The following is a 12,764-nucleotide window of genomic DNA, read 5'->3' as shown; positions in this document are numbered from 1 at the left end:
AACCTCATATTGAATAAAAAAGGGAGTGCAATTTTCTCCAGTGACGAATACGACGCTTGGCATCCTAGAGCAACAAATTCAGAACTTCCCCACACGTATTATTGAGGCAGTTCCTCTTTCTTAACACGGACTTATTTTAAATGAACCTGCAAAGGATCACATTGCCGAATTGAAAATAGATGGTATTAGGGGAATCTTAGATATAGAGGAGCAAGTTATTATATACACGGCATCAAAATGATGTGAGTTATCCGATACCAGCAAATTACTCAAGCAGCTGCCAGAGCAACTGGTAAAGGAACGACTCTGGACAGAGAATTTGTGGCGTGTGATATAACTACCGGTAAACCAGACTTTGATGCAACGATGGCCAGATTTTTATCAAATCCTAAAAATGGATCGAACACCAGGACTAATCTATGTCGCTTTTAATATTCTGCAGCATAAGGGTAAGGGCAAGAACTGTTATCTCCTTTCCCTGCAGCTTAAATGCGTTCCTACCCCGTTTCTGCTGCAGTAGGAAACGTTAAGAATACGGGGTCGGAACTAATAGATGAAATTCCTCTAAACTCGAAATAAGACCTACTGTCACGTGAATGCGTGGGTGGGTCTTATTTTATGTAAGACTGTTTTAGCAAATGACGGTCATCTTCCTGGTATGTCAAATCGGTTGATCTATATGTTAAAAAATTGAATTTTGAAAACCCGCTGATGATCAATTCCAACGGGTTATTTTTAATAAAATACTGATGGAAGAAATCTAATGTGTTTTTTGTATTTTGTAAATATGTAAACCTTCCTAGTGCAAAAACTAAAAAGACCACCAGATTGTATCTGGCGCTCATAGGCAGGCCATTGATGACGGCTTTTATCTTTCATAACCATACGAATGATTAGAAGTCTTATACTTCCAAAATAATCTGGTGATTGAGCCGGGAAATAAGCACATCTGATGAATTCTTGCTATGCAGTTCAGGTTGATCCTATTCACCCTCTCTTCCAGCGGAAGGTCCGGATTTTGAAATGGATACGTCATGGGGCAAAACCTCATTTCTATGCATAATTGAATTGGAAACGCTATCAGAAATACACAGGGCAGGTTCTGATCTGCTAGCTGCTGTTGTGGACCCATTCTATCATAGCGTGCGAGGGAAGAGTCAGAATACATCACTAATTAGCGTTGTTTTCATGTGGAAATTTCATTCCGCTATCATGACAATGACAACAAACCGGCAGCTTCACGAGGAAGCGCCGGTTTGTTGGTGGTATCGCTGCCAATCTGGCATTCAGGCTATTCTGTTACATTCGGCATATTTCCTTGGGGCATTCCTCGCAGTGGCAAATATTTCGCAAATACTCGGGATCATTCAGAACAATGCGTCCCCGTTCGGTTGAAATTACGCCCAGTTCCTTGAGCTCGTTCAATATGCGATTGACGCTTTCACGGGTTGAACCGATCATCTCCGCCATTTCCAGATTCGTTATCCGCTTGCTGATTATGGCTCTGCTGTCCTTGCCTGCTCCATTCGTGCCGTACATATTGTACAGACGGAGCAGCAGAGAGCATAATGCGCCGGATTTACCATGCAGCAGCAGATCACGCAATTTGCTCTGTGTCGTGCGGTGCATAAGCGCCATCCAGCCCATGAATTCCAGGGCAAAGTCGCCGTTGGTGCGGATGATTTTATCCAGCTCCGTCTGCGGTACTACCCCAACCTCGCTATCCTCCAGCGCCTTGGCTTCGAATTGATGGACGGCTCGCCCGAACGGGTCGGGTTCACCGAACAGATCGCCGGGGATATGAAGGGACAATGTCGCTGACAGTCCTCCTTCAAGCAGCTTGGACACTTTCAAGCTTCCCCGATGAACAAAATACAGCTGGTCAGCAGGATCGTTCTCCTGATATAAATAATCGCCGGCCAACAATCGGACAGGCTCCGCAATCTCTCGGATTAAAGCGAGATGCGGCGGTGAGTAGACGAGGGAAGTGCCCGCGGGAAACAACCCTCCATCCCTTGAATCGGACCTGGTGCCCCTATTCTGTTTCATACGATCTTCTCCTTCCGTAAGCTTATTCGGCAAGCTGATAATCGTCGTTGGTCCGATTGAATGTTTCGGTAAGGCCTGAGGTGAGATAGATTTGATGGTCCTTGGTGACAAAAATAGCCTCAGCATCGTCCCGGCTCTCAATGAACCGCCGTCCTTCCGCAAGACCGAGCGAGAAGACGGAAGTTGACATGGCGTCCGCGTCCATGGACGTCTCGGTCACAATCGTTACACTGAGCAGGTCATTATCAACCGGATAGCCGGTGAAGGGGCTCAGAATATGGTGATACACGTTTCCCTCAGATTCGAAGAACCGTTCATATACACCGGAGGTGACAATGGTTTTATTCACGACCTCAAGGGTGCCCAGGTGCTGTCCGCGTTGTTCCCCGGGGTCCTGAATACCGATATTCCAGGGGGAACCGTTCGGTTTTGCACCCATCGCGAGGACATTGCCCCCTAGATCGATAATGGCGGATTTGAAATCCTGCTGCTGCAAATAATCCGCGATCACATCGGCGGCATAGCCCTTGGCGATTGCGCCGAGATCAAGCGACATGCCTTTTTTCTTCAGCATGATGGCGTGTGAGGACGGTTCCAAGGTCACATTCTTGTAGTCAATTTTCTGCATTGCCGCAGTCAATTTACGATCCTCTGGCACGGCCGCATGCTCGCTGCCTATTCCCCATAGATCGACGATCGGTCCGATGGTCGGGTCGAAATGCCCGCCAGAAGCTGCTGCGTAATCAACGGCTGTCTGAACAACCTTGAAGGTTTCCTCTGAGACGCTTACAGCAGAAGCCCCTGCTGCCTGATTGACCTGATCAATCTCGCTGCCTGCAAGCAGACGGTTCATTCGTTGGTCGATTTGCTCCAGCAGTCCGCGCACCTCATCGAAATGCTGGGATGTCATCCGTTCGTCATAAACACGCAGGCTTACAATCGTGTCGAATATAAAATAACGTTCGGTTGCTGGTGCAGTGCTTACGGCTGCTTCCTTCCGATCCGTTGTGGACACACATCCTATTAAACCTATTAACAGGATGGCGGACATGACCAGTTTACTGCCGAAGGAAAAAAACGTGCGGTACATGGCAGGGCCTCCTCCTCTTCGATTCTGATGATTCCAGCGTATCAGACCCTTATCGTGCTGAATGTGAGAAAAATCATTTCTGGCACTTGGTGTTGGCCTGATAATGAAGATAAGCAAAGCGGAGTGGAGAGATGCTGATGAAACGCGGAGATATTGGAATAGCGCTCGTACTGATAGCCGTTGTCGCCTGGTTTGGATTGTCCAGGTTTATGGGAGAAGACGGAACGGCGAAAGGAACCTATGCCATGATCGAGGTGAACGGCAAGCATTATGATACGGTGGTACTTACGGAGGAACCGCAGGATATAGAAATCCGTACAGAGCGGGGGCATAACCTTCTGAGAATATCGCACGAGGGAATCGAGATGGTTGAGTCGGATTGTCCGGACCAGCTCTGCGTTGGCTTCGGTCACGTCCATGATGTCCATGACACCATTGTCTGCTTGCCCAATCGCGTGTTTGTGGAAGTAACCGGAGATCAAGCTGAAGGAAGTGAGCCCGATGCCGTTGTCTCCTGATCCCTATGCGCTGCGCAAACTGATCGTGATCGCCATTTGTGCTTCATTATCGGTGGTGCTTGGCATCGTGGAAGCATTGATTCCGTTCGCGGTTACGATACCCGGTGCCAAGCTGGGACTTGGCAATATTCTCGTACTGACTTGTCTGGTCTGCCTTGGGGGGAAGGATGCCCTGTGGCTCATTGTTCTAAAAACCTTGTTGACCGCCTTTATACTGGGAAGTTTCTCGACATTTATGTTCAGCATGTTTGGGGCTCTGGGCAGTTTCCTGGTGATGTATGTCATGCTCCGGCTCGGCGGAAGCAATTTCAGTCTGACCGGCGTGAGCATCGCGGGAGGTGTAGCTCATAATATCGGCCAATTGACGGCAGCCTCGCTCGTACTGGGTACAACGAAAATATACTTTTACCTGCCGTTCCTGCTCGGGGCAGGGGTGGTAACGGGGATTTTTGTCGGATGGGCTGCTAAACATCTGATTGAATCCCTGAGACGGATTGATCCGTTTGGCATGTTTCATGCGGAAAGCTAAGGAGGGGGCGAAGGGCATGGGCACAATCGATAAATCAAAGCATGCCGTCCTGTTGGAGCATGTGTACTACGGACAAGGCTGCACGAATGTGCTCAAGGACGTCTCGCTGGCTATTCCACATGGGCAGTGGGTTTGTATCGCCGGAAGGAACGGGGCCGGGAAGTCCACGCTCATCCGGCTGTTAAACGGCCTGCTTCTCATGAGCCGCGGGCGCATTCTCATCGATGGTCTGGAGCAAAGCGGCCGTATGCTGGGCGACATTCGGCGCCATATCGGCATGGTATTCGCCAATCCCGACGATCAATTTGTCGGCCTGACCGTGGAGGACGATATCGCGTTCGGCCTGGAAAATCTGTGTCTGAGCCGGGAAGAGATGCAGCATCGAATTCAGACCTATGCGGAACGGCTGGATATCGTCCATCTGTTAAAACGCCATCCGGCAACCCTGTCCGGCGGACAGAAGCAGCGGTCCGCCATTGCTGCTGTACTGGCCATGGAGCCTTCCATACTGGTCCTGGACGAGGCGGCTTCCATGCTGGATGAGAAGTCCAAGAACGAGTTGCTGGATTCCATGAGAGCGATGCATGCAGATGGCCGGTATACCCTGATCTCCATCACCCATGATGTGGAGGAGATGGCTGAAGCCGACCGGTTGATCGTATTGGATGGCGGAATGGTCACAGCAGACGGCAGTCCGAGGGAGCTGCTTCTGCGAGAGGACCTGCTCCAGCGGTGCAGGCTGAAGGCTCCATTTGCTCTTCAGCTGTGCAGGGAGCTGAAAGAGCGTGGGATCGATATCGGTGAGCTTGTCAGGGAGAAGGAGGTGCAGGAGGCGTTATGGTTATATCATTCGAAGAGGTATCTTACCGCTACCGGGACCGGGGGATGACCCCGATTCTTGGACTGGACGGGCTGAATCTGGAGCTGGAAGAAGGACGAATGATTGCTGTCCTCGGCGCACCGGGTTCGGGAAAATCCACGATGCTTCAGCATATGAACGGATTGATGCGGGCAGATGAGGGGCTGGTTCGCATTCTGGATTTCAACCTTGAATCAGGCGACAGCAGGAAGATCCCTCCCAAGCTTCGGCAAAGAGTGGGGCTGGTGTTTCAATATCCGGAGCAGCAGCTGTTTGAGGATACGGTGGAGAAGGATTTGCTGTTCGGGCCGCTTAATTTCGGATGGAGTGAAGCGGAAGCCGCCGAAGCGGTCCGCCGGGCAGCCTTCTTCGTCGGGCTGGATGAGGCACTGCTGGCACAGAGTCCCTTCAAGTTAAGCTCCGGGCAGATGCGGAAGGCGGCCGTGGCGGCTGTATTGGCGGCTGATCCTGATATCCTGGCCCTGGATGAGCCTACGGCATCCCTTGATCCTGCGAGCCGCGAGGATCTGATGCAGCGGCTGCATGGGTTGACCAAGGCGGAGGGGAAGACGGTGATCGTTGTTACTCACAGGTTGGAGGAGCTTGTATCCTATGCGGATGATTTCGTGGTAATCAAGGGCGGACGGGTTATTTTTCAAGGCACGGCCCGGGAACTGGTGCACAAGCAGGAGGTACTGGAGGAGGCGGGTCTGATGGCTCCGTCTTCGGTACGGATAGCAGGTACTCTTGCAGCGCAGCTGGGAATAGAGACACCGGAGATGCTGCCGGATGCAGCAGCCCTGGCGGCCTGGTATGCGGGGCTTCTCGAATCACAATCATAGGCATAAGCGAAGGGAGGGGCAGTCATGAAACGAAAAATCATTCTGGGGCGATACATGGAAGGCGATTCCTGGGTCCATCGGCTGGATCCCCGTGCTAAGATGGCGGCCATGCCGCTGTTTATGGTGGCCGTGTTTATGGTGGACGGGTACATGGGTGCACTCGCGCTGCTGCTGTTTACTCTCGCGGTGATCCGAGGTACCGGAATTCCGTACCGCTACTTCATACGAGCCATGAAGCCGCTTATGTTCCTGATGTTGTTCATTCTGGTATTTCATCTTTTGTATGATGCAGGGGGCAGCAAGCTGCTGGATGCGGGTGCGTTCAAGGTGTATGCGGGCGGACTGGAAAAAGGCATCGTATCCGCATCGCGGATGGCGCTCTTCATCATGCTGGCTGCGGTGCTGACCTTTACGACACAACCGGAGCAGCTGGCCCAGGGGCTCGGCAGCTTGCTGAAGCCGCTGACCTGTATCGGTCTGCCGACTGATCGCCTGGTACTGATGCTTGGCATTGCGCTTCGGTTCATTCCGACTATCTTCGAGGAGGCGGAACGGCTGTGGAAGGCGCAGCAATCCCGGGGACTCGACTTGTCGTCCCGGCCGCTGAGAGAGAAGGCGCGGCTGATCATTGCCCTGCTGGTGCCTGTAACGACAGGCGCATTCCGCCGCGCTATCGGGCTAGCCGATTCCATGGAAGCGCGAGGATACCGTCTGGGGGCGCCGAGAAGCCGATTCAGGGCCTTCGTATGGAAACGGGCAGACACGCTGTTTGTTGGGGCGTTCCTGCTGCCTGTGGCCGCTGCTGCACTGCTGTAGGTATGTCATGAACATGGAGATAACCGCAGTCCCTAAGGGACTGCGGTTGGTTACTCGAATTTAATCGGAAAGGAACCGCATATGCTTGTGGAGGTATTGCGACAGCCTGTTGACTCCGGGACATTTTCAATCTCCTTCAACAGTGTTGAGAATTCGCTCAGATAGGGTAGCAAGACATGTTTATGATCTTTGATTTTCTTTTGGAGGCTCGCATCGAACTGTCCCTTCTCCAGTACGTCTTTGGCTGAAAGCAGTTTCCCGCTCTTATAATTCTCTGCTCTATAATACTTCCCGCCAGCGTAATATTGATGGACCCCCGTATAGATTTCCATCAGATCATAATCACCGGGCCTGTATATGCCTTCGCTGGAGGAACTGCCGAAATCCTCTACGCTCCTTGCATATTCGAACCCTTTGAAGTCAGGCGTTGACTTTATTCTTTTGTAATATTTCAGAATTTCAATGGTACCGTCTGCCAGTTCGGAATGCATTACAGCAGCATCCTCGTTATCCATGACTGAAAATTCCAAGTAGGTGTTCCCATTTTGATATTCAAACCAAATCTCGCCGATCGATTGCACAATGGAATGACCTGATGTAAAGACATCATCTTGAAACAGACCCTTTGAGATGCTATAGAATTCTAGTTCGGGGTTGCTTTCTTTGCGAATCCCGCTTCCATTCGGACGATCGTTTTTCCATTCACCTTCATAGACGATGATCGTATGATCAGAGACTCTATCCGATATGTACTTGCCAAAGCCGGATCTTTGACCATTGTACCAATCCCCGCTGTACACTTTGTAGGGTCCCCATCTCATGGTGCCTTTCCCGTGGGGCTTGTTATTCTTCAATTCCCCGTAATAGGTTACTCCGTTAGAAATAGTCAAATTCATTTTCTGGCTTGAAGCCCTGATCTCTTCATGGGCAAACAAGAGAAATAGTAAGGCTACTGTCATAAAACTCAGGTATTTTTTGCGCACTCTTCAATAAGTCCCCTCTTCTGAATCCGTCGATTTTCACTGCCCGATGTATACGATCCATGGATGATTTACCCAGTCAAATCATAGACTAGATTCATATTAGGCGTAAAGTTATAAAATGGTAATAATACGTATGAATTGGAAGACTGAACGATTATTTTGGTGAGATCATCTTGCAGCCCTGTGCTCCCTATTAATCTAACGGCAAAGGGGTGTCCGTCGGTTCGATCCCCTGATAGGCCTGATCAACGGACTGCCGGATGTCCTTCAGGTCAAGGCCCTGCTGCCTGCCGTCCAGATACATATTCGTGATGTCGAGGCAGGTTTGGCAGAATTTTGCGTGGGTGGTTGGCGTGAGCCGGCCATCGTCTCCCCTGGCATAATAGCAATTGAGATTGCTGCTGTGGCCGGCATCACCGCACCCGCAGAAGCAGGGCATAAAGGCTAAGTGGCTGGCGTGAAGAATCGCCGTATTGTATTCCTTTACACTGGTTATATGGGGAAGGGGCGAAGCCGGGTTCAGCAGATAGTCGCTTTTTCCGTCCGATCGGCCGACCAGATCCTCCGCCTGCAGCACGCTCCCCCGATACGAACCGCTTACCACTTGAACGCCATGTACACCTTCGAACGTATGCAGTGTCAAAGCGATAGCCTGCTCTGCCCGTTGTCCTTCCTCCGAGGCGGCAAAATCACGGAAGGAGGTGGATAATTCAACCACGGTTGTCCCATTCTCGGTTCGGATCTCCACGAAGGTTACGCCTGCTGGAATGGCGCTCTCAAGTTCAGGTGGAAGCAGATCCCCAAGCTGGGTCAGCATCGTCATGGCACTGACCTTGGCATAACGGACAGCGGTATCCGCCTGAACATACTGGGACACGGGCGTGAATAAACCGCTGTGCGGGTCATAGGCATGGAGAGTTACGCTGGGCATGGTGCTGGGAACGGCGGATATAATCGTGCTTTGAGCCGGGCTCACGCGCTCCGGGTCTTCGGCGAGGGTCTCCAGCTCGCGCATAATCCGTTCGCTCGAAATATCTGCCGTCAATCTGCCGACTTCCTCGTCCTGAGCGTTCAGAAACAGGATGGTGGGATGCTGGATGATCCCGTACCGGTTAACGGCTTCCGTATCCTCCGAAATGCTGAAGTACTGGAAGCGGTAGGCAGGGGTTTCTGCTTCCAGCTGTTCCATGGCATCCAGTGCTATGGAACAGCTGCCGCAGCCCTTAAGAGCAAAAACAGCAATGGATTTCACCTGTGTGTCGCCTGCAGCCCCATCGGCAAGGGGAGAGGACTTGAACAGCATGAAACCTCCGGCGACAAGCAGGATCAGGAAGGTGATCAGCGCTGCTCTCCACCTCCATATTTGTTTGTGATTCATGTGCTTGAACATCCTTTCATACCGAACAGGGATGCGCCCGTATTGGACGATCCCTGTTCAAGTTGGAATATATGAGTTCATGTCTTTAGGGCAGAAAATAATGGAGCAAAGCCTGTAAATCACACCGGGCCGGATGATCGGCCAATTCACCGATCATGAGCTGAACTTGCTCCGCGTAGGAGCGTGCAAGTTCTTCGCTCTGCTCGGTTGCGCTGCTTCCCGCGATGCGGAGTATCACTTCATCCATGTCAGCATCCGCTGAGCCTGGGCCGAGCTGCCTGATCTTCGCTGCAAGGGCAGGTTCGTTCAGGGCATAGATCACGGGCAGCGTAATGTTGCCGTTACGCAGATCGGCGCCTGCGGGTTTGCCGATGGTCTCCTTGGACTGCGTGAAATCGAGCAGGTCATCCCGGATCTGAAACGCCATCCCCAGCGCTTCGCCGAATTGAAAGAGCAATTCAGCGGTTCTGGCATCTGCTTTGGCCGCCTCAGCGCCCGCTTTCAGGCAGTGAGCCATGAGCAGGGCGGTTTTGCAGCGTGTCTTCTCCAAGTACTGCTCCATCGTCAGATCATAGTTAAAGCGGTGATGCAGCTGGTCGTACTCCCCCATACAGAGCTCCGTCACGAGAGCGGCAAGCTCTGCCAAACGGTAAGCATCCTCCTCGGAGACAGCTTCGCTGGCCCCGTCTGATTCCTCGCCCGGATGGCCAGCAGCCCACTCGATCGCACGGGCGATCATGTAGTTGCCAATGTGCACGGCCGTCTGAACATCCGTTGTTTCATGCAGGGTTGGCATGCCGCGCCGCATATCGGATTGATCGATGATGTCATCATGCACCAGTGAAGCCATGTGTAGATATTCAAGCAGCACGGCGGTTTTCATGACGGCGGACTCATGCCCGCTTACCCCGAAACGGCTGCCGAGCATGACCATCAGCGGCCGCAGCCGCTTGCCACCGGAGTTGATGAGATTCACGACGCTCTCCAGCACAACGGATGGAGGGGAGAGGTCACGGTCTGAAATGACCACCTCCCGGAGCAGGCGGTCGAAGGAAGCGAGATCCACTCCTATTTGTTTATGAATATTCATCTGAATAATCGCTCCTTTTTCCCTTAAGGGCTCCTTATGCGCTCCGTTGTTCCAGGTAGCTGCGGATTTCACGTTTCAGCTCGCTCAGCAGGACTTCAGGTGATGCATTCTTCTTCAGCAGGGTCAGCTGCATGCGTTTGTGAAAAGGCAGGAGCCGGGACAGCAGCTTCCACTCCTTCCGTTTGACGGCAATCCGGTACATGAGTCCGGTCAAATAATCGCCGTCGAGCAGCATCCTCGTCAATCTCTCGTTATCCTGTGTTTGCAGCTTGCCGTGCTTGCTGAGCGCGGATTGAATCAGGATGCAGCATGCCAGTACCGTCATTTTGCGGGAATGGGCCAGTTCATAAGCGTCCAGCATATCGGCAATGTCCCTCACCGGCCTGTTATCCATATCTGTCCAATCGATATCCGTTCCGGAATCGATATGCGACCGAAGCATGTCGATTGTATCTTGTAAAAGCTTCATATCCATCGTTGATTGACTCCTTCCGGAAGGCTCGTGTTGATTAGAGAGCGCAGGACGTTCATTTAATCGTCCGTTACCGCCGGGGACCAGGGCAGAATCCGCGGCGGCATCGCAACGACAAGGGAACGCAACTTACGCTCTGGACACATGCGCGGCTCTGAGGTCTGATCATGGGGTTCCAAATACCGACGCAGAAGCGGCTTATGAGATGAATCAGCCGTGCATGGTGACGGTTATTCTCATAACAGTGAAAGGGATTAGTCCGTGTACACGTACCATCGCCTTACCAGCGGTATTCGTTTCCATACCTTTTTGAGCCAAGGGTACACGTAATAGTCCAGACCCAACGTGCTGCCCGATCCGCCGATCAAGGCGATCCCTGCTGCGAGGTACCACAGCATTTCGTTAGGTGCCATGCCCGATACCCAGACCATGGCGCCCATAGCAACACTGGCTATGGCTGCAGGAGCCGTGAACAAACCGACAATCAGCAGGATGCCAACGATCAGCTCAGCCAGTACCATCGAGGTCTGAAACACATAAGCAAGCGAAGTATAACCGCCGTCGCCGGTATAGAACATGAGGTCCATCGACCAGTCCACCATCGATTTTATGAAATCCGGCACCGGCAGTGCCGAGACCGCTTCAGCCGTGTAAGCGGAGGCGGCGGACACCGCATCTGCCGCTCCGGCTCCGGCGGCGTCAGCGCCTGCAGCAGAGGCCGCGCTTACGCCGTCGGCTGCTTTGGCCGGAATCAGGAACACTTTATCCGGATCGTCGATAATTTTGTGAATCTTATCCCAGCCTTGGGAGAGCCACATCCATCCGGCAAAAATCCGCAGCGGAACGAGCCAGAAATTCGGCGACCGTTTCGCAAAATGTCCCCCCAGAAAGCTGCGGTTGTTCCGGACATGGAAGAACTCATGCAGCAGGTAATGGTATACCTTGTTGAAGCCGCACACCTGGAACAAATACACCATGTTGATCAGATGCTTGACTGCCATAGCCAGGAAGCCGCTGAGCTTGAACATGTGGCCCGGAACCCCCACATTGGCTACCCCGTAACGGCTGCCGATACAGACCATCGTGCCGTGGAACGTCGGTTTGTAGGACTTCATCGGTTTGTTCAACAGCTCGGCCACGATGTTAAATGCGATGACCGGGGCTGCCAGCTCCGCGTTTTCTACCATCTGCGGGACAGGTGCAGCTGCGCCCTCAGGAATGTAGAATATATTGTCGCCTACAACGTACACGTTAGGATGGGCAGGGATTTGCAGCTTGTCGTTGGTCAAAATCCGCTTGCGGCCTTTTTGCTCAACATCCATGCTGCCAACCACGTCCGAGCCTTCGACTCCTGCGGTCCAGATCACCGTACGGGATTTAATGTCGCTGCCGCCGACGGTAACGCCGTCCGCTTTAACCTCTGTAATCTTGGAGCCTGTAATGATGTTGACGTCCATTTTGCGCAGCCGCTTCTCGGCTTTGCGTATTAGCGGCTCGGGCAGGATTGGGAGGATCTTGTCGACCATATCGGCAACATGAAGAGTTACCTTGCTTGGCTCTACATGGAACTCCTTGCAGAGCTCTTTAGTAAATTCAGCCAGTTCACCGATCATCTCAACGCCGGTAAATCCGCCGCCGACCACAACGAAGGTCAGCATTTCTTTGCGAACCTGCGGGTCGCGCTCAAGTACCGCTTTGCGGAACATGTTCAGTGTGTGTTCCTTCAAGCGAACCGCATCATCATAGGACCACAGGGTAAAGGCGTGTTGATCCGCGCCCGGTATGCCGAAGAAGGTCGGCTTGCTGCCTGTTCCGATGACAAGATAGTCGTAGTTATAGGTTTGTTTCTCACCGCGGAGTCTCTGGTTGTCAAAATCGATATCGCCGATCTCATCAAGCACGACATCCACGTTGCGGAATCCGGCAAACACTTTTTTGAGATCCACCTTAATGGAATCTTCCTCTACCCGGTTAGCGGCTACTTCATGCAGTTCGGTCAGCAGTGTATGATACGGCTTGCGGTCGATGAGTGTTATCCGCAAATCCTTCTGTTTACGCAGTCGTTTAGCCAGCTTCTTGGCCGTGAGTATGCCGCCATATCCGCCGCCCAGCACGATAATCTGTTTCATGCGAATCTC

At 52.3% G+C, this 12,764-nt stretch carries 12 protein-coding genes; 5 read left to right on the top strand and 7 right to left on the bottom strand.

Annotated elements, in window-relative coordinates; genetic code table 11:
* Positions 1-1,299: 1,299 nt before the first annotated feature.
* Both WDY75_RS28740 and WDY75_RS28735 read right to left on the bottom strand, forming a co-directional pair.
* The gene (locus WDY75_RS28740) at positions 1,300-2,049 is read right to left on the bottom strand and encodes a Crp/Fnr family transcriptional regulator (protein ID WP_006207759.1); all 750 of its coding nucleotides are present in this window, start codon (positions 2,047-2,049) and stop codon (positions 1,300-1,302) included.
* A 22-nt stretch (positions 2,050-2,071) separates the two neighbouring features.
* Entirely contained in the window at positions 2,072-3,139 is a 1,068-nt protein-coding gene (locus tag WDY75_RS28735; RefSeq protein WP_063478377.1) for an FAD:protein FMN transferase, read from the bottom strand.
* Between the two features lie 137 nt (positions 3,140-3,276).
* Between WDY75_RS28735 and WDY75_RS28730 the strand changes: the two genes are divergently transcribed.
* From WDY75_RS28730 to WDY75_RS28710, 5 genes are read left to right on the top strand one after another with little or no spacing between them, the layout of a single operon-like run.
* Positions 3,277-3,657: a NusG domain II-containing protein gene (locus WDY75_RS28730; protein ID WP_063478378.1), complete on the top strand. Its 381-nt coding sequence runs from the start codon at positions 3,277-3,279 to the stop codon at positions 3,655-3,657.
* Positions 3,641-4,186, top strand: a complete 546-nt coding sequence (locus WDY75_RS28725; RefSeq protein ID WP_006207762.1) for a Gx transporter family protein — start codon at positions 3,641-3,643, stop codon at positions 4,184-4,186. The genes WDY75_RS28730 and WDY75_RS28725 overlap by 17 nt, the downstream gene beginning before the upstream one ends.
* 16 nt (positions 4,187-4,202) lie before the next feature.
* A complete protein-coding gene (locus tag WDY75_RS28720; protein ID WP_063478379.1) occupies positions 4,203-5,075 on the top strand; it encodes an ATP-binding cassette domain-containing protein in 873 nt (290 codons plus the stop codon).
* A complete protein-coding gene (locus WDY75_RS28715; RefSeq protein ID WP_036644104.1) occupies positions 5,024-5,887 on the top strand; it encodes an ATP-binding cassette domain-containing protein in 864 nt (287 codons plus the stop codon). The genes WDY75_RS28720 and WDY75_RS28715 overlap by 52 nt, the downstream gene beginning before the upstream one ends.
* Before the next feature lie 24 nt (positions 5,888-5,911).
* Positions 5,912-6,703, top strand: a complete 792-nt coding sequence (locus WDY75_RS28710) for an energy-coupling factor transporter transmembrane component T family protein (RefSeq protein ID WP_063478380.1) — start codon at positions 5,912-5,914, stop codon at positions 6,701-6,703.
* 50 nt (positions 6,704-6,753) lie between these two features.
* Here the strand turns inward: WDY75_RS28710 and WDY75_RS28705 are convergent, their stop codons facing one another.
* The 5 genes from WDY75_RS28705 to WDY75_RS28685 all read right to left on the bottom strand — a co-directional run bounded on the left by WDY75_RS28705 (position 6,754) and on the right by WDY75_RS28685 (position 12,755).
* Entirely contained in the window at positions 6,754-7,686 is a 933-nt protein-coding gene (locus WDY75_RS28705) for a hypothetical protein (RefSeq protein ID WP_063478381.1), read from the bottom strand.
* Positions 7,687-7,879: 193 nt separating this feature from the next.
* Positions 7,880-9,064 carry a PCYCGC motif-containing (lipo)protein gene (locus WDY75_RS28700; protein WP_006207767.1) on the bottom strand — a complete coding sequence of 395 codons (1,185 nt, stop codon included), beginning with the start codon at positions 9,062-9,064 and terminating at the stop codon, positions 7,880-7,882.
* A gap of 85 nt (positions 9,065-9,149) precedes the next feature.
* Complete coding sequence (locus tag WDY75_RS28695; protein WP_063478382.1) at positions 9,150-10,154, bottom strand: polyprenyl synthetase family protein; 1,005 nt, start codon at positions 10,152-10,154, stop codon at positions 9,150-9,152.
* A gap of 34 nt (positions 10,155-10,188) precedes the next feature.
* Positions 10,189-10,629, bottom strand: coding sequence for a hypothetical protein (locus WDY75_RS28690; protein ID WP_006207770.1), 441 nt, complete (start codon positions 10,627-10,629; stop codon positions 10,189-10,191).
* A gap of 251 nt (positions 10,630-10,880) precedes the next feature.
* Positions 10,881-12,755, bottom strand: coding sequence for an FAD-dependent oxidoreductase (locus WDY75_RS28685; RefSeq protein ID WP_063478383.1), 1,875 nt, complete (start codon positions 12,753-12,755; stop codon positions 10,881-10,883).
* Between the last annotated feature and the right edge of the window lie 9 nt (positions 12,756-12,764).

This window comes from Paenibacillus glucanolyticus (assembly GCF_037333485.1).
GTDB classification, from domain to species: Bacteria; Bacillota; Bacilli; order Paenibacillales; family Paenibacillaceae; genus Paenibacillus_AQ; species Paenibacillus_AQ glucanolyticus.
Note: the sequence above shows the minus strand (reverse complement) of the source record. Positions and strands in the feature narration are given on the sequence as shown.

Coding starts and splice junctions, on each gene's coding strand:
- WDY75_RS28740 (WP_006207759.1), bottom strand. CDS start 2,049: ATGAAACAGAATAGGGGCACCAGGTCCGATTCAAGGGATGGAGGGTTG.
- WDY75_RS28735 (WP_063478377.1), bottom strand. CDS start 3,139: ATGTACCGCACGTTTTTTTCCTTCGGCAGTAAACTGGTCATGTCCGCC.
- WDY75_RS28730 (WP_063478378.1), top strand. CDS start 3,277: ATGAAACGCGGAGATATTGGAATAGCGCTCGTACTGATAGCCGTTGTC.
- WDY75_RS28725 (WP_006207762.1), top strand. CDS start 3,641: ATGCCGTTGTCTCCTGATCCCTATGCGCTGCGCAAACTGATCGTGATC.
- WDY75_RS28720 (WP_063478379.1), top strand. CDS start 4,203: ATGGGCACAATCGATAAATCAAAGCATGCCGTCCTGTTGGAGCATGTG.
- WDY75_RS28715 (WP_036644104.1), top strand. CDS start 5,024: ATGGTTATATCATTCGAAGAGGTATCTTACCGCTACCGGGACCGGGGG.
- WDY75_RS28710 (WP_063478380.1), top strand. CDS start 5,912: ATGAAACGAAAAATCATTCTGGGGCGATACATGGAAGGCGATTCCTGG.
- WDY75_RS28700 (WP_006207767.1), bottom strand. CDS start 9,064: ATGAATCACAAACAAATATGGAGGTGGAGAGCAGCGCTGATCACCTTC.
- WDY75_RS28695 (WP_063478382.1), bottom strand. CDS start 10,154: ATGAATATTCATAAACAAATAGGAGTGGATCTCGCTTCCTTCGACCGC.
- WDY75_RS28690 (WP_006207770.1), bottom strand. CDS start 10,629: ATGGATATGAAGCTTTTACAAGATACAATCGACATGCTTCGGTCGCAT.
- WDY75_RS28685 (WP_063478383.1), bottom strand. CDS start 12,755: ATGAAACAGATTATCGTGCTGGGCGGCGGATATGGCGGCATACTCACG.